16 protein-coding genes and 1 riboswitch are annotated in these 18263 nt (G+C 69.8%); of the genes, 5 read left to right on the top strand and 11 right to left on the bottom strand.

What is annotated here, in order from left to right:
* Positions 1 to 38 precede the first annotated feature (38 nt).
* Positions 39 to 1859, top strand: a complete 1821-nt coding sequence (gene typA / locus LG391_RS07680; RefSeq protein WP_225767384.1) for a translational GTPase TypA — start codon at positions 39 to 41, stop codon at positions 1857 to 1859.
* Positions 1860 to 1959: 100 nt separating this feature from the next.
* On the opposite strand, the gene LG391_RS07675 is transcribed toward typA, so the two are convergent.
* The 7 genes from LG391_RS07675 to LG391_RS07645 form a co-directional block, all read right to left on the bottom strand.
* Positions 1960 to 2262 carry a hypothetical protein gene (locus LG391_RS07675; RefSeq protein ID WP_225767383.1) on the bottom strand — a complete coding sequence of 101 codons (303 nt, stop codon included), beginning with the start codon at positions 2260 to 2262 and terminating at the stop codon, positions 1960 to 1962.
* Positions 2263 to 2384: 122 nt separating this feature from the next.
* The gene (locus LG391_RS07670; RefSeq protein ID WP_225767382.1) at positions 2385 to 3833 is read right to left on the bottom strand and encodes a sugar porter family MFS transporter; all 1449 of its coding nucleotides are present in this window, start codon (positions 3831 to 3833) and stop codon (positions 2385 to 2387) included.
* A gap of 118 nt (positions 3834 to 3951) precedes the next feature.
* Positions 3952 to 4755 carry a hypothetical protein gene (locus LG391_RS07665; RefSeq protein ID WP_225767381.1) on the bottom strand — a complete coding sequence of 268 codons (804 nt, stop codon included), beginning with the start codon at positions 4753 to 4755 and terminating at the stop codon, positions 3952 to 3954.
* Between the two features lie 70 nt (positions 4756 to 4825).
* Positions 4826 to 5650, bottom strand: coding sequence for a 23S rRNA (adenine(2030)-N(6))-methyltransferase RlmJ (locus LG391_RS07660; RefSeq protein ID WP_225767380.1), 825 nt, complete (start codon positions 5648 to 5650; stop codon positions 4826 to 4828).
* Complete coding sequence (locus LG391_RS07655; protein WP_225767379.1) at positions 5647 to 6549, bottom strand: class I SAM-dependent methyltransferase; 903 nt, start codon at positions 6547 to 6549, stop codon at positions 5647 to 5649. The genes LG391_RS07660 and LG391_RS07655 overlap by 4 nt, the downstream gene beginning before the upstream one ends.
* A 95-nt stretch (positions 6550 to 6644) precedes the next feature.
* Entirely contained in the window at positions 6645 to 7151 is a 507-nt protein-coding gene (locus LG391_RS07650; protein ID WP_225767378.1) for a CHAP domain-containing protein, read from the bottom strand.
* A gap of 141 nt (positions 7152 to 7292) precedes the next feature.
* Positions 7293 to 7865 carry a hypothetical protein gene (locus LG391_RS07645; RefSeq protein ID WP_225767377.1) on the bottom strand — a complete coding sequence of 191 codons (573 nt, stop codon included), beginning with the start codon at positions 7863 to 7865 and terminating at the stop codon, positions 7293 to 7295.
* Between the two features lie 82 nt (positions 7866 to 7947).
* Positions 7948 to 8063, top strand: a riboswitch (TPP riboswitch).
* A gap of 68 nt (positions 8064 to 8131) precedes the next feature.
* Between LG391_RS07645 and thiC the strand changes: the two genes are divergently transcribed.
* From thiC to LG391_RS07630, 3 genes are all read left to right on the top strand, one after another.
* Entirely contained in the window at positions 8132 to 9937 is a 1806-nt protein-coding gene (thiC, locus tag LG391_RS07640) for a phosphomethylpyrimidine synthase ThiC (protein ID WP_225767376.1), read from the top strand.
* Between the two features lie 162 nt (positions 9938 to 10099).
* Entirely contained in the window at positions 10100 to 10996 is an 897-nt protein-coding gene (locus tag LG391_RS07635; protein WP_225767375.1) for a phytanoyl-CoA dioxygenase family protein, read from the top strand.
* 25 nt (positions 10997 to 11021) lie between these two features.
* Positions 11022 to 12323: a hypothetical protein gene (locus LG391_RS07630; protein WP_225767374.1), complete on the top strand. Its 1302-nt coding sequence runs from the start codon at positions 11022 to 11024 to the stop codon at positions 12321 to 12323.
* Positions 12324 to 12326: 3 nt separating this feature from the next.
* Here LG391_RS07630 and LG391_RS07625 read toward each other — a convergent pair whose 3' ends face one another.
* From LG391_RS07625 to thrC, 4 genes are all read right to left on the bottom strand, one after another.
* Complete coding sequence (locus LG391_RS07625; RefSeq protein WP_081991322.1) at positions 12327 to 12797, bottom strand: MarR family winged helix-turn-helix transcriptional regulator; 471 nt, start codon at positions 12795 to 12797, stop codon at positions 12327 to 12329.
* 66 nt (positions 12798 to 12863) lie between these two features.
* A complete protein-coding gene (locus tag LG391_RS07620) occupies positions 12864 to 13475 on the bottom strand; it encodes a GNAT family N-acetyltransferase (RefSeq protein WP_225767373.1) in 612 nt (203 codons plus the stop codon).
* Between the two features lie 5 nt (positions 13476 to 13480).
* Positions 13481 to 14737 carry a pitrilysin family protein gene (locus LG391_RS07615; protein WP_225767372.1) on the bottom strand — a complete coding sequence of 419 codons (1257 nt, stop codon included), beginning with the start codon at positions 14735 to 14737 and terminating at the stop codon, positions 13481 to 13483.
* Complete coding sequence (gene thrC, locus LG391_RS07610; RefSeq protein WP_225767371.1) at positions 14737 to 16143, bottom strand: threonine synthase; 1407 nt, start codon at positions 16141 to 16143, stop codon at positions 14737 to 14739. Before thrC ends, LG391_RS07615 begins: the two co-directional genes overlap by 1 nt.
* 405 nt (positions 16144 to 16548) lie before the next feature.
* Between thrC and LG391_RS07605 the strand changes: the two genes are divergently transcribed.
* Entirely contained in the window at positions 16549 to 18210 is a 1662-nt protein-coding gene (locus tag LG391_RS07605) for an ABC transporter substrate-binding protein (RefSeq protein WP_225767370.1), read from the top strand.
* The last annotated feature ends 53 nt before the right edge of the window (positions 18211 to 18263 follow it).

The following is an 18263-nucleotide window of genomic DNA, read 5'->3' as shown; positions in this document are numbered from 1 at the left end:
CCTGCACGCTTCCCGCCCTCCCGCCCCCTGGACGGACCATGGATATCCGGAACATCGCCATCATCGCCCATGTCGATCATGGCAAGACCACCCTGATCGACGTGCTGCTGCGCCAGTCGGGAGCCTTCCGCGAGAACCAGCAGGTCGCCGAGCGGGTCATGGACTCGAACGACCTGGAGCGCGAGCGCGGCATCACCATCCTGGCGAAATGCACCTCGCTGGTGTGGAAGGATGTCCGCATCAACATCGTCGACACGCCGGGCCACGCCGATTTCGGCGGCGAGGTCGAGCGCATCTTGAACATGGTCGACGGCGTGGTGGTGCTGGTGGACGCGGCCGAGGGGCCGCTGCCGCAGACCAAGTTCGTCACCGGCAAGGCGCTGAAGCTGGGCCTGCGGCCGATCGTGCTGGTCAACAAATGCGACCGGCCGGACGCCCGCCCGCACCAGGTGCATGACGAGGTGTTCGACCTGTTCGCGGCGCTCGACGCCAATGACGAGCAGCTCGACTTCCCGACCCTGTTCTCCTCGGCCAAGCAGGGCTGGGCGGCGGAGAGCCTGGAGGCGGAGCGGACCGACATGGCGCCGCTGTTCGACCTGGTAGTGAAGCATGTGCCGGCGCCGAAGGTCGAGGCCGACCAGCCGTTCCGCATGCTGGCCACCACGGTTGAGGCCAACCCCTATCTCGGCCGGGTGCTGACCGGGCGCATCCTGTCCGGCTCGGTCAAGCCGAACCAGACGGTCAAGGCGCTGTCGCGCACCGGCGAGACCATCGAGACCGGCCGCATCAGCCGGGTGCTGGCTTTCCGCGGCATCGAGCGCCAGCCGATCGACATCGGCGAGGCCGGCGACATCGTCGCCATCGCCGGGCTGGAGACCGCGACCGTCGCCGACACCATCTGCGACCCGGCGGTGACCGGGGCGTTGTCGGCCCAGCCGATCGACCCGCCGACCATCGCCATGACCTTCTCGGTCAATGACAGCCCGCTGGCCGGCACCGAGGGCGACAAGGTCACCAGCCGCGTCATCCGCGCCCGGCTGCTGCGCGAGGCCGAGGGCAATGTCGCGCTGAAGATCACCGAGACCGCCGAGAAGGACGCCTTCGAGGTCGCCGGCCGCGGCGAGCTGCAGCTCGGCATCCTGATCGAGACCATGCGCCGCGAGGGCTTCGAGCTGTCGATCAGCCGGCCGCGCGTGGTGTTCCAGAAGGACGAGTCCGGCCAGGTGCTGGAGCCGATCGAGGAAGTGACGATCGACGTCGACGAGGAGCATTCCGGCGTCGTCGTGCAGAAGCTGTCCGAGCGCAAGGGCGAGCTGCTGGAGATGCGGCCGTCCGGCGGCGGCAAGCAGCGCCTGGTGATGCTGGTGCCGACCCGCGGCCTGATCGGCTATCAGGGCGAGTTCCTGACCGACACCCGCGGCACCGGCGTCCTGAACCGGATCTTCCACGGCTACGCCCCGCACAAGGGCGCGATCGCCTCGCGCCACACCGGCGTGCTGATCTCGAACGCCCAGGGCGAGGCCGTGGCCTACGCGCTGTGGAACCTGGAGGATCGCGGCCCGATGCTGATCGAGCCGCAGGCCAAGGTCTATCAGGGCATGATCATCGGCGAGCACACCCGCGGCAACGACCTCGAGGTCAATGTCCTGAAGGGCAAGCAGCTGACCAACATCCGCACCACCAGCAAGGACGAGGCGGTTCGCCTGACCCCGCCGATCCAGATGACGCTGGAGCGGGCGCTGACCTACATCAACGACGACGAGCTGGTCGAGGTCACGCCGAAGACCATCCGCCTGCGCAAGCAGGTGCTGGACCCGAACGAGCGGAAGAAGATCGAGCGGCAGAAGAAAGAGGCTTGAGGCCTCTTTTGGTCCACAACCGCGTCAACCTTCTCCCCGGAGAGGGTTGACGATCGGCAGGCCGGCGAAGTCCTGATGTTCGTGTCGAGGAGGTAGCGCGTCACAAGTCGATCCCGCGCCCCTCCTCACGGGGGCGGCCGACGTCGAGATCGGCACCGACCAGCGGCGAGCGCCGCAACGCTGCAAGAATGCCACCGGTCTTCGGCGGCTCGCTGGCCACGGCCCTTTGCACGGTCGCTCGCACTCGTTCCGCCTCCGGGCCTGCCTCGGCCAGCCGGCGCGCCAGCGCCCGGATCAGCTCGCGATCCGCATCCGGCGCCATGATCTCGAAGCGTGCAAGGCCGCGCCGCTCAAGACGTGCGCGGTGGTTCCTGATCGCCTTCTTCTGAGCGGCACTGCCCATCGCCGATCCTCGCGCTGTCTATCCGGATATATGATCCGGATCCCTCCCGGACGCAAACCCACCGGCAGCGCTCCGAAACTTGGCCAGCGATTCCGGCCGTCACGTGTCGTCGTGGGACCGGATCACCCCATCTCCTCCAGCTCGCGCCCGCGGGTCTCGCGGACCGCGCGGCTGACGAAGAGGAACGACAGCAGGGCCATGGCCGCATAGAGGCCGTAGGCCAGCCCGAGGCCGGCGGAGGCGAGGGACGGGAAGGTCTCCGAGACGACGAAGTTGGCGGCCCATTGCGCCGCCGCGGCCACCGCCAGGGCATAGGCCCGGATGCGGTTGCTGAACATCTCGCCCAGCAGCACCCAGACGACAGGCCCCCAGCTGACCCCGAAGAACACGACATAGAGATTGGCGGCGGCGACGGCGACGACTCCCGCCGGCCCGTCCAGCACCGGCGTCACGGCGCCGTTGACCATCTCGGTCGGGGCTGTGCCGAAGAGATAGGCCATGGTCCCCAGCGCCAGGGTCATGCCGGCGGAGCCGACGAGCAGCAGGGGCTTGCGCCCGACGCGGTCGATCAGGGCGATGGCCACCAGCGTGGTCAGGATGTTGGTGACCGAGGTGGCGACGGTGATGATCAGGGAATCCGCCTCGGTGAAGCCGACCGCCTGCCACAGCACCGAGGAGTAGTAGAAGATCACGTTGATGCCGACGAACTGCTGGAACACCGACAGCAGGATGCCGGTCCAAACGATCGGCAGCAGGCCCAGGCGGGGGCCGCGCAGGTCGCGCAGCGACTGCCGCTTCTCCAGGTCGATGCTGCTCTCGATCTCGGCGATCTTCACCCGCGGTGGCGGCCGATTGCCGACGAAGCGCCGCAGCACCTCCGCCGCCTCGGCGACGCGCTTCTTGCTGACCAGGAAGCGCGGCGATTCCGGGATGATGCCGGCCAGCACCCCGTACATCACCGACGGCACCGCCATCGAGATGAACATCCAGCGCCAGGCTTCGAGCCCGAGCCACAGCGTGTTGCTGGCGCCGCCGGCCGCCGCCGCCAGCGTATAGTCGCACAAGAGGGCGACGAAGATGCCGACCACGATCGCCAGCTGCTGCAGCGAGCCGAGCCGCCCGCGGATATGGGCCGGCGAGACCTCGGCGATATAGGCCGGGGCGATGACGCTGGCTGCCCCCACGGCGATGCCGCCGAGGAAGCGCAGCGCCGTCAGCGCCCAGATGTCCCAGGCCAGCCCGGACCCGACGGAGCCGACGAGGAAGATAAGCGCGGCGAGCTGCATCACGGCGATCCGGCCGTGCCGGTCCGCGACCGGTCCGGCGAACCAGGCGCCGACGGCCGAGCCGAGCAGGGCGCTGGCCACCGAGAAGCCGAGCAGCACGTCGCCGGCCCCGGACCAGTCGCGGATCGCGGCAACGGCGCCGTTGATCACCGAGGTGTCGAAGCCGAACAGGAAGCCACCCATCGCGGCTGACAGCGCGATCAGGAAGGTCTTGCCGACGACGGAGCCCTCGTCGCCGGAAGACGCTGCGGCGCCGCGCTCGCGCGAACGGTCTGCTGTCGACATGGTCCGTCTCCGGATTGCGATCCACAGGACTGTGAACCTGTCGACAGGGGATTCCTATCCGCGAAGGGACGCATCTCCATGGCGGAATCGGCATGGAGCAAGTTCGCGGCGGAGCGCCTCAGGTCGTCAGGTCTGTCCCGGCCGGTGCGGTGCGAGACGCAGGCGCCGGCATTCCCGAGGCAGGCCGCTCCGGTGAGGCCGGCCTCGCCCGGGCCGGCCGTTCCGCCGCGATGATGGTGCCGCGCAGGAGTTCGGATACCGCCTGCTGCAGCACCTTCCGGCCATGGGGCTCCGCCCCCAGGCCGACGCTGACGCCGACTGCCACTAAGGAATGATCGCCGGTCATGCTCATGCCGAGCACGGCCTGCGAGCGGCGGAGCGGGCCTGCAGCCTCGATCGGCGCGAGTGCGAAGCCATTGTAGACGCCGAAATCATCCGCGCCGAGATACTGGAACCCTCCTGGGGCCATGCGGAACTCCCGCGACGATGGATTCGAGGTCCGGTCCAGCGCTCGTTCGCCTATCAGCGCGGACACCTTTGGGTTGGCCATCATTGTCAGGAACATTTGCCGGTCCATGATCGCCGCCTCATCGGTCGATGCCGGCGGCAGGGCTGAGGCGACGAGCACCAAACGATCGACCACAGCGCTGGCGGTCGGCGACGATGGTTCGCCACAGGGGCGGAACACACCCAGCAGGGTGTCCTCGGGCTCCAGGTTTTTGGCGACGGCGCGCATCGTCTGGGCCCCGAAGGTGTCGGATTCGTCCGACAGGCAATAGCCGGCCGGAGCCACCGCCTGGAAGGGCACAGCGGCATGGATTGCCGCCGGGGTCGCCGCCACCGTCGGCACGACCAATCTAGGCGCCTGCGCAGTGCAGGCCGAAAGGGCCGCCAGAAGGACGCCCAGCCCGAACAATCGCATCGTGAAATTCTCCCTCTCGCAATGGAGGAAGCCTAACGTGGCGGCGCCCCGTCGGCGAGCCGGATTCCGCTCACCCCGGCAGCGGTTCCAGCCGCCAGCCGCCGCCCTGGCGGGCCAGGCGGGGCTGCAGCCAGGCGAGGGCCTCGCGCAGCGTCTCCTCGACACCCCAGGGCAGGTTGACCAGAACGAGGCCGGATCCGTTGAGCCGGGCCGGGAACAGCGTGTCGAACACGGTCAGCTCGGCCGCCCAGGCGCGGGGCAGGGGCGGCAGGGCCGCCAGCATGGCGTCGACCGGCGGCCGGTCCTTGATCGGGTACCAGGCGGCGATCACGCCCTCCGGCCAGCGGCGATGGGCGGTGGCGATGCCGCGGGCCAGCCGCGCCAGCTCGTCCGGCTGCTCGAAGGACGGGTCCAGCAGCAGCAGGCCGCGCCGGGGCTGCGGCGGCAGCAGGCCGCGCAGTGCCTCCCAGGAATCGCGGTGGTGGATCGCGACCTGGCCATCACCGGCGAATTCGGCGCGCAGCCTGGCATTGTCCTCGGGATGCAGCTCGACCAGGGTCAGCCGGTCCTCCGGCCGCATCAGCGCCCGGATCAGCCGTGGCGATCCGGGATAGATCTCCAGCCGGCCGGAGGGATTGAACGCGCGGACCAGATCGAGATAGCGGGCGACCGCGGCCGGGGCCGCGGTCTCGCGCTCGATCCGGGCGATGCCGTCGACATATTCGCCGGTCTTCGACGCCTCGGCGGCCAGGGCGTAGCGGCCGACGCCGGCATGCAGGTCCAGCGCGGAAAAGGGCTTGGCCTTGCCGCGCAGTGCCTCCAGCAGCGCCACCAGCACCACATGCTTCAGGACGTCGGCCTGGTTGCCGGCGTGGAAGGCGTGGCGATAGTTCATGCCGCCCGCAGCACCGCGACCCAGCCGGGCAGCGGCACCTTGTTCTCGGTGCGGGTCCAGGCGGACTCGATCTCGGCCGTGGCGAAGCCGGCCTGCGCCGCGGCGGTCCGCAGATAGGCGGCGGAATGCTGGTAACGATGATGGTCGCCCAGGCGCCAGCCCTCGCCGTCCTCCTGCGCCTCCAGTGTCAGGGCGAACAGGCCGCCCGACCGCAGCACCCGCCGGGTGGCGGCGAGCAGCGGCGCGAGATCGCCGATATAGACCGCGACATCGGCCGCGAGCGCCAGGTCGTACCGCCCCGGCCACTCCGCCAGGGTGGCGACGATCTCGCCCGGCTCCAGCCGGTCATACAGCCGGCGCGCCATCGCCTGCAGGATCATGCCGGGCGACAGGTCGATGCCGTCCAGCCGGCGGCGGCGGTCGGCGAAGGCGATGCCGGCCAGGCCGGTGCCGCAGCCGAGGTCGAGGATGTCGAGGCTGCCCTCCGGCACGGCCCGGTCGACAGCCTGGCGCAGCAGCTCCGGTCCGCGGTAGCGCAGGGCCTGGACCAGCGCCGTGTCGAAGCGCGGGGCGTACTGGTCGAACAGGGTGCGGACATGCGCCTCCGGCAGCTGTGCCGGCACCGGGGCGGCGCCGATCAGCGCCAGCCGGACGGCGGCGCCCATCCGGTCGTCCGGATCCAGCTCCAGCGCCGCGCGATAGGCCGCGGCCGCGTCGCCGCCCGCCGCCTCCAGCGCCTGGCCTAGCGCGTAATGGATCTCGACGTCGCCGGGGTCGATCTCGACCGCGGCGCGGATGGCGTCGGCGGCCTCGGCCGGCTGGCCGTCGGCGAGCAGGGCAAGGCCGATCTCCAGGCGCCGGCGGGCCCGTGGATCCGGGATGGGAAGGGGCAGGGTCATGGGATGAAACGTCCGAAGCGCCGCGGCCGTGCCGCAGTCGCGCGCGGGCTTATAGCCGAAGCGCCTTGCGGTCGTCGAGAGGCTCGCGATCGGCCTCAGGCATTCGTGGGATAGACGAAGCCGTCCGCCTCGTAGATGCCGCCATAGGCGCCGGTGTCGGGGTTCCAGAACCGGACCGCGGTCCAGTCGTTGTCGCTGGAGACGTCGATCACCGATTGCTCGCGGTAGATCCGGCGCCGGGTCGGGCCGTCATTGCCCCAGTTGGTGTGCGACACGGTGATCTCGCGCGAATTGCGCACCGCCACCACCACCGAGATGTGGCCGGAGCTCAGCCGGTCCGACCGTCCCAGCACCAGCACGGCGCCGGAGCGCGGTTCGCTGCCCTTGCCGTAGACGCCGTCGGCCTGGTCCCACCAGGTCCAGGCGTCGCCCCGGATCTGGATGCCGGAGACGGCGCGGGCATAGGGCACGCATTCCTCCGGCGCGTTGGCGGTGACGTAGCGGGCGACTCCGCTGCCGGTCGGGTTGCGCACGATCTCGCGCCCCCCGCCACAGGCGGTCAGGGCCAGCGCGATCGACAGCACCCAGGCATGTCGCAGCATCTGCCTCCTCGCCCAATAAATCAGGAAATCACCCCAATTTGTTGGAATGTAGGTATTTTTAGGATTCTGGTCAAGATCGAGACGAGACGGCTTTCCCTGTCTTTGCCGTCGATGCCGGGCCGTTGCGGCCAGCTCGGAGCGTCAGAGCTTGTAGACGTCAAACGGGAGGGCCTGGAACGAGGCTTGAAGAGAGCACAGCGTATCTTCATGTCCTCGGAAGAGAGCGACGGGTTTGATGGTCCGGCCTTCCTTGAAGATCGAGACCGAACGCGTGTAGGCCATGCCGCCATGCTCGAGCCAGACGTACCAGACCTTTCGCGGAGGCAGGCTCGGGTGGGACCGGGTCTCTACGGAAAAGCCGCGGATGAAGCGGCGCCAAGCCAGCGGCTTTCCGGGTTCGACGGAATCGGTGAGCTGCCATTTGGCGTCCCGCGGCGCGATGATGTCCGGCAGCTCCGCACGCAGGCGATCTGCTGGCTCCCCGGGTTCGAGCGCCGCCGCGATGCTGCGCCAGATCGGCTCGGGCATGGCCTCCAGCGAGTCGAACCGCCGGACCTTGGCCCCGTCGTCCTGCGGCGGGCAGCCCACCTCCGGGCTTTGGTAGGAGGGGCCGGCCCGGGCCGGCGACACGGCCAGTACGGCAAGGATCGCGACTGCAAGGCCACCCCGCAAAGACATCCCCACCTGAACCCCAGCTTTGTCCGGGCCGATCATGGCATGAGGGCCGGACGTGGCCAATGGACCGCCCCGGCACACGGCCCGGCTTGACATCCCCTCCCCGGGCGCGCTCTGATCGGGGCGTTCCGAGGGGAGCTCCGGTAGGGAGCTGAGACACCACACCATTCGCGACGTGGGAACCCTTCGAACCTGATCCGGGTCGTGCCGGCGTAGGGAATGGAACCACATGCGCGCTCAGCCGCTCTCTTTCCAGCTTTCCGTCCTTGGCACGCCCTCAATCCGTCCGATCGAGGAGGCCGTGGATGCCCAAGGACGCCATCCCCACAACCGTCACCACCGGCCCGCTGCCGGCGTCGCGCAAGGTCCATGTTCCCGGTGAGCGCCACCCCGACCTGCGCGTCGCCATGCGCGAGATCGTGCTGTCGCCCGAATCCGGCGAGCCGCCGCTGCGCGTCTACGACGCCTCCGGCCCCTACACCGACCCGGCGGCGCTGATCGACATCGGCACCGGCCTGCCCGCGCTGCGGGCTGGCTGGATCGCCGCCCGCGGCGATGTCGAGGCCTATGACGGCCGCACCGTGCGGCCGGAGGATGACGGCCGCCGCCCCGGCGAGGCGGCGAACCTGTTCGAGTTCCCGCGCGGCGACCGGCGCCCCCTGCGGGCCCGCGGCGGCACCGCGGTGACGCAGATGGCCTATGCCCGCGCCGGCATCGTGACGCCGGAGATGGAGTATGTCGCGATCCGCGAGAATCTCGGCCGCGAGCGGGCTAGGGAGCAGGCGGCCCGCGACGGTGAGAGCTTCGGCGCCGCGATCCCGGACTATGTCACGCCGGAATTCGTGCGCGACGAGGTGGCACGGGGCCGGGCGATCATCCCGTCCAACATCAACCATCCGGAATCCGAGCCGATGGCGATCGGCCGCAACTTCCTGGTGAAGATCAACGCCAATATCGGCAACTCGGCCGTCACCTCCTCGATCGCGGAGGAGGTGGAGAAGATGGTGTGGGCGATCCGCTGGGGCGCCGACACGGTGATGGACCTGTCGACCGGCCGCAACATTCACACAACCCGCGAATGGATCCTGCGCAATTCCCCCGTGCCGATCGGCACGGTGCCGATCTACCAGGCGCTGGAGAAGGTCGGCGGCGTGGCCGAGGACCTGACCTGGGAGATCTTCCGCGACACGCTGATCGAGCAGGCGGAGCAGGGGGTGGACTACTTCACCATCCATGCCGGCGTGCGGCTGCCCTATATCCCGCTGACGGCGAAGCGGGTGACCGGCATCGTCAGCCGCGGCGGCTCGATCATGGCGAAGTGGTGCCTGGCGCATCACCGCGAGAGCTTCCTCTACACCCATTTCCGCGAGATCTGCGCGATCATGCGGGCCTATGACGTGGCCTTCTCGCTGGGCGACGGGCTCCGCCCCGGCTCGATCGCCGACGCCAACGACGCCGCCCAGTTCGCCGAGCTGGAGACGCTGGGCGAGCTGACCAAGGTGGCGTGGGAGCACGACGTCCAGGTCATGATCGAAGGCCCCGGCCACGTGCCGATGCACAAGATCAAGGCGAACATGGACAAGCAGCTGGCAGCCTGCGGCGAGGCGCCGTTCTACACGCTCGGGCCCCTCACCACCGACATCGCGCCGGGCTACGACCACATCACCTCGGGCATCGGCGCCGCGATGATCGGCTGGTTCGGCACCGCCATGCTCTGCTACGTCACGCCGAAGGAGCATCTCGGCCTGCCGGACCGCGACGACGTGAAGACCGGCGTCGTCACCTACAAGATCGCGGCCCATGCCGCCGACCTGGCCAAGGGCCATCCGGCGGCGCAGCTGCGCGACGACGCCCTGTCCCGCGCCCGGTTCGAGTTCCGCTGGCGCGACCAGTTCCACCTGTCGCTCGACCCGGACACGGCGCTCGCCTACCACGACGAGACGCTGCCGGCGGAAGGTGCAAAGACGGCGCATTTCTGCTCGATGTGCGGGCCGAAATTCTGCTCGATGAAGATCACACAGGAGATCCGTGCCTCGGCCGAGGCGGGGATGGAGGAGATGGCGGCGCGGTTCCGCGATGGCGGCGGGGAGATCTACCGCGCCGCCGAGTGACCGCTGCCGGCGGTCCGCACCGAGATGAAAATCATTCTTGGTGCGCGCCGAGACCGCCGGTATAGGACTCGCAGCGGAATTTGACCGCTGGCGGCCCGGGGCGGGCGTTCCGTCCCGGGCCGCCGTCGACGGCGTGACGGCGCTCGGCGCGGGGAGATTTTGATGGCAGCCCTTTCCGAACACGCGGCCAAGGCCGGCCGGATGACCCGGTTCCTGGTGCAGCGCCGGTTCCAGCGCGTCGCGTGGCGGGACTGGGTGGCCGATCGGATCGCCGGCCGGATCGGGCGCGGTCCGGTCGCCGGGTCGGCGGAGGGCCAGGGGGCCGCCGCGGCCCTGACCGGCGACGGCTTCGCCATGACGCCCTGGCTGATGACGCCGGATCGGGTCGAGGAGATGCGCCGTCACTTCGCCGGGCACCCGTCCTTCAACCCCTACAAGCCCGAGCACGGCACCTTCCAGGCGCCGGACCAGGCGCCGCCGGGCACCCATGTCGCGCATTTCCGGCCGGAGGTGGTGGTGAACGCGCCGCATGCGCTGGCCATCGCCAACGACCCGGCGGTGCTGGAGGCGGTGCAGGCGGCCCTCGGCTGCAAGCCGACGATCAGCTACATGGCCGCCTGGTGGTCGATCGCCGGCGACGGGCAGGCCCAGCACGCCGAGCTGTTCCACCGCGACTACGACGACTGGCGCTTCATCAAGCTGTTCGTCTATCTCACCGATGTCGACGCCGGGGCCGGGCCGCACATCTATGTCCGCGGTTCGCACCGCGAGGACCGGCTGATGCCGATCCGGCGCTACTCCGACGCCGAGGTCGAGGGCGCCTTCGGGCGCGAGCGCTTCGTCCAGTTCGAAGGGCCCGCCGGCACCAGCTTCCTGGAGAACACCTTCGGCTTCCATCGCGGCCTGCCGGCGCGGCAGACGCCGCGGCTGATCTTCCAGGTGGTCTACTGCCAGGGCCCGATCCTGTACGGCCCGCCGCGCCCGATCGTGGATGCCGGCCGGGTGCCGCCGGGCCTGACGCTCGATCCCTACGTCAACCGCGTCTATCTCCGGGCCTGACCCGGATGGTGATCTCGGGGCCGTCATGAGCCGCTCCCCGGCCATGGCGTTGGCGACGACTCTCGCCCGGGTCCGGGCGGCCGGCGGCAGGGCGGCGCTGTTCCTGTTCGCCTTCGCGCTCGGCAAGGGCTCCGCCTTCTTCGGGCCGCTGCTGCTGTCCCAGGTCATGAGCATCCAGGACTACGGCACGGCCGAGCTGGGGCTCAGCATCGGCGTGATCGGGGCGCAGATCCTCAGCCTCGGCATTCCGGGCGCGATCCCGCAGCTGGTGCTGATCCGCAAGGACGACCGCGTCCTCGACCTGCTGTTCTTCGTCGTCGCCTCGATCGGCCTGATCGGCCTCGGCGCCGCCGCGATCGCCTGGGCCGCCTCGGGCCCGCTTCTGCCCGCCTTCGCCGGCGTCGCCATGGCCGGCGCCGGGGCCCAGGTCGCCGCCAGCGTCTACTACCGCGCCATGGGGCGCCGCTTCGGCATCCTGGTGGCGGACAATCTGGCGCTCTACGTCTTCCTGATCGTCGGCGCGCTGGCCTTCGCGGCCCTGCGGCAGGTGCCGCTATGGGCGGTGATCCTCGGCTGCGGCGCCGTCTCGCTGGGGCTCACCCTGTTCGCCCTGGCCGGCCTGGTGCGCACCATCCGGCCCCGCTTCTTCGCCGCCCATGCCGACGCGCGGCGGATGGGCTTCTTCATGATGGTGAACTCGCTGGTCTATTTCGCCATCGTCAACAGCTCGCGGGTGCTGGTCGGGTTCTTCCTGACGGTCGAGGCGGTGTCGGTCTACGCGGTCTGCTTCCGCATCTCGGCGGCGATCTTCCTTGTCCACCAGCTGATCGTGACCGCGTTCTTCAAGGCGCTGTACGAGGCCTCGGCCGAATGGTTCGACCGGTTCTACCTGGCCCTGCTGGCGCTGACCATGGCGGGGGCCGCGATGATCCTCGCCGGCTTCGAGCTGTTCGGCGCCGAGCTGCTTCCGGGCTGGCGGGCCCATCTGCCCGAGATGTCGCGGCTGCTGCCCATCGTCTGCATGCAGACGATCTGGTGGGTGTCGTTGGCCCATGTCGAGCTGCGGGTCAACCGCGCGCTGATCTCGAAACAGGCGACGATGTGGCTGCTGGGCTGCGCCGGGCTGATGGTCGCAGCCCTGGCGCTGCTGAAGGCGCTGGCGCTTCTGACCCTGTCGACGGCGGCCCTGGTCTTCGCCGGCACCCTGCTCCTGGCGCTGCACATCCAGCTGAAGCTGCTCGAGCGCAACGGCGTGGCGCTGCCGCGGATGCGGATCGCGCTGTTCGCGCCGCTGGTGTTCCTGGTTCCGGCTTGGTTCCTCGCGTAGCGCTCAGGGCTCGCGCTTGGCGCCGCTGGCCCACAGCCGGCGCAGCTGCTCGACGAAGCCCTGGCTTTCCTGCAGCGCGCCGAAGAACTGGGCGTCGGCCTCGCGCACCCGCGGCATGGCGGCGTTCAGCACCTCGGCCCCCTTGGCGGTGACCCTGAGCTGCCGGGCCCGGCTGTCGGTCGGGTGCGGCGCCCGGGCGATGAAGCCGCCGGCCTCCAGCGACCGCACCACCTGGCTGGTCATCATCGCGTCGGTCTTGCAGAAGGCGGCGAGCCGGGCCTGGGTGACGTCGTTCTCCTTGCGGCTCAGCCAGGCGAGGCCGGCCAGCAGCACGAACTGGACGTGGGTGAGGCCGAGCGGCTCCAGGGTCGACCGCTGCAGCCGCTGCCACTGATTGGCGACCTGCCACAGCAGGAAGCCGGGGCTGTTCTCGGGGCGCAGGGTGCGCGAGAGGGTGTCCCAGTCCAATGCCACGTGCCGCGTTCCGCCATAATTTTGCCTGAACCTAGGCGCGCAGAAGAACGGCATCAAGCCGCATGGTCACGGCCCCGGATGGAACTCGGTGTCGACCAGCCCGAACAGCAAGTGATCCCGCCAATCTCCGTCGATCTTGAGATAGGCGCGGGCATAGCCCTCGCGGGTGAATCCGAGGCGCAGCAGCAGCTTCTGGCTGGCCTCGTTGTGCGGCAGGCAGGCCGCTTCGATTCGGTGCAGGCCGAGCTGGTTGAAGCCGAAGGCCACCGCCGCCGCGGTGGCGTCGGTCATCAGCCCCTGCCGGGCGAATCGTTCGCCGATCCAGTAGCCGATCGAGGCCGACTGGGCGACGCCGCGGCGGACGTTGGAGAAGCCGATGCCGCCGACCAGCTGCCGGCTGTCGCGCTCGAAGATCAGGAAGCCGTAGCCTTCGTCCTGCCGCCATTCGTAGATCTGGCGGCGCAGCCGGCGCAGATAGGCGGCGCGGCTCAGCGCGTCCTCCGGCCAGGTCGGCTCCCACGGGGTCAGGAAGCTGCGGCTGTCGCCGCGCAGCGCCACCCAGGGCCGCCAGTCGCGCAGCCGCGGCGGCCGGAGATAGGTCCGCCGGCCCTCGATCCGGACCGGCGGAAGGGTGCCGAGCCCCGTTCGGAAGAAGCCGATCACCGCCGCCCCGCTCAACGCCGTCAGCCGATCCGGGCGCGGATCGCGTCGTAGCTCTCGAGCCGGCCGACCGGCCCGAGCGCCGCCAGGGTGGGGGCGGTGCGGAACACCCGCTCGGCCACCCGGCGCACCGCGGCGGCGTCGACCGCGTCGATCTTCGCCACCACCTCTTCCGCCGGCACCGGACGGCCGAAGATCAGCATCTGCTGGCCCAGCTGCTCGGCCCGCGCCATGGTCGATTCCAGGCTCATCAGCAGCCCGGCCTTGATCTGGGCGCGGGCGCGGGCGACCTCGTCCTCGGCCGCGTCGCCGATCACCCGGCCGATCTCGCCGCACAGCACCGGCATCAGCTCCTGCACCTCGGTCTCGCCGGTGCCGGCATAGATGCCGAACAGGCCGCCATCCTGATAGGCGCTGGTGAAGGAGTAGATCGAATAGACCAGGCCGCGCTTCTCGCGGATCTCCTGGAACAGCCGCGAGGACATGCCGCCGCCCAGCAGCGTCGACAGCACCGATCCGGCGTAGAAGTCCGGATCGGAATAGGAGAGGCCCGGGAAGCCCAGCACGAGGTGCAACTGCTCCAGGTCGCGCTCTTCGCGGTGCTCGCCGCCCTGATAGGCGGCGGGGGCGGTGCGCGCCTCGGCCCTGGCCGGCAGGCCGGTGAACAGCCGCTCGGCCTGCTCGGTCAGCCGGTCGTGGTCGACATTGCCGGAGGCGACCAGCACCATGGTGTCGGCGCCGTAGTTGCGGCCGATATAGCCGGCAATCGCCTCGCGCGGCAGCGACCCGACGATCTCGGCCGTGCCCAGGACCGGCCAGCCGATCGGCTGGTCCGGATAGGCCGCTTCCTGGAACTGGTCGAAGATGATGTCGTCCGGCGTGTCGATCGCCTGGCCGATCTCCTGCAGCACCACGGCGCGCTCGCGCCCCAGTTCGGCCTCGTCGAACACCGAATTCTGCAGGATGTCGGCGAGGATATCGAGCGCCAATGGCGCATCCTCTTTCAATATGCGTGCGTAATAGGCCGTGTTCTCGCGGCTGGTATAGGCGTTGAGATGGCCGCCCACCGCCTCGATCTCCTGGGCGATGTCCTGGGCGTTGCGCCGGCGCGTGCCCTTGAAGGCCATGTGCTCCAGCAGATGGGCGACGCCGTTGACCTCGGCGGTCTCGTGCCGGGTGCCGGCGCCGACCCACAGCCCGACGCAGGCGCTCTCCACGGTGTCGATCGGGTCGGTGACGACGCGCAGCCCGTTCGACAGGGTGCTCTCGCGGGTCGGCATCAGGCCGGCCCTCCATTGGTGCGGGCCTGGCGGACGAAGCCCTCGATCGCGCTGATCTCGTTCGGCAGGACGGTCAGCCGCTCCTCGCGCTCGAACAGGTCGGCCAGGTGCGGCGGCAGCGGCGGGCGCCAGCCGGTGGCGCGCTCGACCGCGTCCGGGAACTTGGCGGGATGGGCGGTGGCGGCCACCACCATCGGGATGCCGGGGCCGGCCGGGTGGGCGCGGGCGGCGGCCAGGCCGCAGGCGGTGTGCGGGTCGATGGTCTGGCCGGTCGCGGCGCGGGTCTCGGCGATCACCCTGAGCGTGCCCTCGTCGTCCAGGCGGTGGCTGGCGAACAGCTCGGTCGCCGCCCGGTGCATCGCCGGGGTCACGCCGAACCGGCCGGTGCCGCGGAACTCCGCCATCAGCGCGCTGAGCCGCTCGGCGTCGCGGTCGCACAGCTCGAACAGCAGCCGCTCGAAGTTGGAGGAGATCTGGATGTCCATCGACGGGCTCAGCGTCGGCACCACCCCGTCCATCTTCATCTCGCCCGACTTGAAGAAGCGGTCGAGGATGTCGTTTCGGTTCGACCCGACCACCAGCTTCGCGATCGGCAGGCCCATCTTCCGGGCCGCATAGGCGGCCAGGACATTGCCGAAATTGCCGGTCGGCACGGCGAAGGCCACCGGCCGGTCGGGGGCGCCCAGCGCCAGCGCGGCGGCGGCGTAGTAGACGATCTGGGCCATGATCCGGGCCCAGTTGATCGAGTTCACCGCCGACAGGCGCATCTCGTCGCGGAACGGGGCGTCGGCGAACATCGCCTTCACCATGTCCTGGCAGTCGTCGAAGCTGCCCTTCAGCGCGACGTTGCGGACATTGGGCGACAGCACGGTCGTCATCTGCCGGCGCTGCACCTCGGAGGTGCGGCCCTCGGGATGCAGGATGACGATGTCGATGGCGGCGCGGTCGCGGCAGGCCTCGATCGCGGCCGAGCCGGTGTCGCCCGAGGTGGCGCCGACGATCATCACCCGCTCGCCGCGCCTGGTCAGCACATGGTCGAACAGCCGGCCCAGCAGCTGCAGGGCGTAGTCCTTGAAGGCGATCGTGGGCCCGTGGAACAGCTCCATCAGCCACAGGTCGTGGTCGAGCTGGACCAGGGGCGCCACCGCCGGGTGGCCGAAGCCGGCATAGGTCTCGGCCGCCAGCGCCGCCAGCTCCTGCCTCGTCAGCGATCCCTCGACGAAGGGCAGCATGATCTCGGTGGCCAACTCGGCATAGGGCAGGCCGCGCAGGCGGCGCCACTCCTCGGCCGGGCGGGTGGGCCAGGTCTCCGGCAGATACAGCCCGCCGTCGCGGGCGAGGCCGGCCAGAAGCACATCGTCGAAGGCAAGGGCGGGGGCGTGACCCCGGGTGCTGATATAGCGCACCGGCGCAATTCTCCAGGACAGAAGCGGCGTACCCTAGGGCCAAGGCGGAGGCGGTGCAAGCCGGCCGGCTGCGGCCCTGTCCGGCGCGGCCGCATCGCAGACCGGCGCCTTTGGCACGGCAGTTGCTGGGGCTTGCCGGGACGGAAGGGGACGGACGGGGAAATCGGGGATGACGGGCCGGATCTGCCGTCGGGGACGGGCGGCGATTGCCTGGGAATTGGGCATCGATTCCCGAACCGGCTCGACCCGGAGCAAAAGTCGGGCAATCATCGGGCCGGGGAGGTAACCAGTCACGCCGACCGGCGTTTGAGATCGTGGCCGCGACCGGCCGCGCCTTCGACCCTTTTGGATCCGGCCGGGCACCGACCGCCCGGCGTCCTGCAACCAAGAACCAGCGAGGCAGCGATGGCGGATGTGAGACAGCGAGGCAGACACCGATCTTCAGGCCTGGGATCCCGGGCCCTGGCGGCCCCCGCGCCGCTGCGGTGGGCCGCGGCCGGGCTTCTGGTCGGGGCCGCGATCCTGGCGGCTTCGGCCTCGGCGCGGGCGGAGAACGTGTTCCGCTTCGCCTTCCAGGGCAACCTGAACACGCTCGACTCGTACCAGTACAACGAGACCTTCACGACCGCGACGATGAGCAACGTCTATGAGGGGCTCACCAAGCGCGACCAGCAGATGAAGATCGTGCCGGCCCTGGCCACGGGCTGGGAGGTGACCGACGACGGGCTGAAATGGCGCATCCATCTGCGCGAAGGCGTGACGTTCCAGAACGGCAACCCCTTCACCGCCGACGACGTGCTGTATTCGCTCGACCGGCTGCGGTCCCCGGGCTCGGACATCAAGGGCCGCGTGCCGTCGGACATGAAGGCGGTGAAGGTCGACGACCACACGGTCGACTTCATCCTGACCAAGCCCAATCCGCTGCTGAACGGCACCTGGGATTCCTGGCCGATCTTCGACAAGGAGTGGTCGGAGGCGAACAACGCCGTGGCACCGTCCTCCACCGCCGACAAGAACCCCGGCTACGCCGTGCTGCACGCCAACGGCACCGGCCCCTTCATGGTCGAGAGCCATGAGATCGGGGTGAAGACGGTGTTCGTGCGCAACCCGAACTGGTGGGGTAAGCCCGAGGGCAACATCGACCGGGTCGAGTTCACGCCGATCGCGTCCTCGGCCACCCGCGTCGCCGCCCTCCTGTCCGGCCAAGTCGACTGGGTCGACCCGGTGCCGGTGCAGGACCAGGACCGGGTCTCCGGCAACGCCGACACGGCGCTGCTGACCGCGCCCGAGCTGCGCACCATCTTCCTGGGCCTCGACCAGGACCGCGACGAGCTCCTGTACTCCACGGTCAAGGGCAAGAACCCACTGAAGGACAAGCGGGTGCGCCTGGCCTTCTACCAGGCGATCAACGAGGACGCGATCGCCCAGCGCATCATGCGCGGCCAGGCGACGCCGACGGCGCTGATGATCTCGCCCGCCCTGTTCGACCGGGCCGGCGACTTCAAGCGCCACCCCTACGACCCGGAGGCGGCGAAGAAGCTGCTGGCCGAGGCCGGCTACCCGGACGGTTTCGGGATCACGCTCGACTGCCCGAACGACCGCTACGTCAATGACGAGGCGATCTGCCAGGCCGTGGTGTCGATGCTGGCCCGGATCGGTGTGAAGGTGACGCTGAACGCCCAGCCCCGCGCCAAGCACTTCACCCAGATCGGCGAGCCGGGCGGCCACAGCACCAGCTTCTACCTGCTGGGCTGGACCCCGGACGGCTACGATTCGCTCAGCGTCTTCAACAACCTGGTGCGCTGCCGGGCGCCGGGCGTCGGCATCTCGAACAACGGCGGCTACTGCAACCCGAAGGTCGACGCCCTGGTCGACGCCTTCTCGGTCGAGGGCGACAAGGCCAAGCGCGACGAGCTGATCGCCCAGGCCTACGACATCCTGCTGAACCAGGATGTCGGCTACCTGCCGCTGCACCAGCAGGCGCTGTCCTGGGGCGTGTCGAAGAAGTTCACCGTGGTCCAGCGGCCGGACAACTGGCTGATCTTCGACTGGATCAAGAAGAACTAGGGACCCGCCGGGCGGCGGCGCTGAGCCGCCGCCCCGTCTTCCTCAACGACAGC

Origin of the sequence: Inquilinus sp. Marseille-Q2685, from assembly GCF_916619195.1 — a bacterium.
Classification (GTDB): domain Bacteria; phylum Pseudomonadota; class Alphaproteobacteria; order DSM-16000; family Inquilinaceae; genus Inquilinus.
This window is presented reverse-complemented; position numbering and strand designations above follow the sequence as displayed.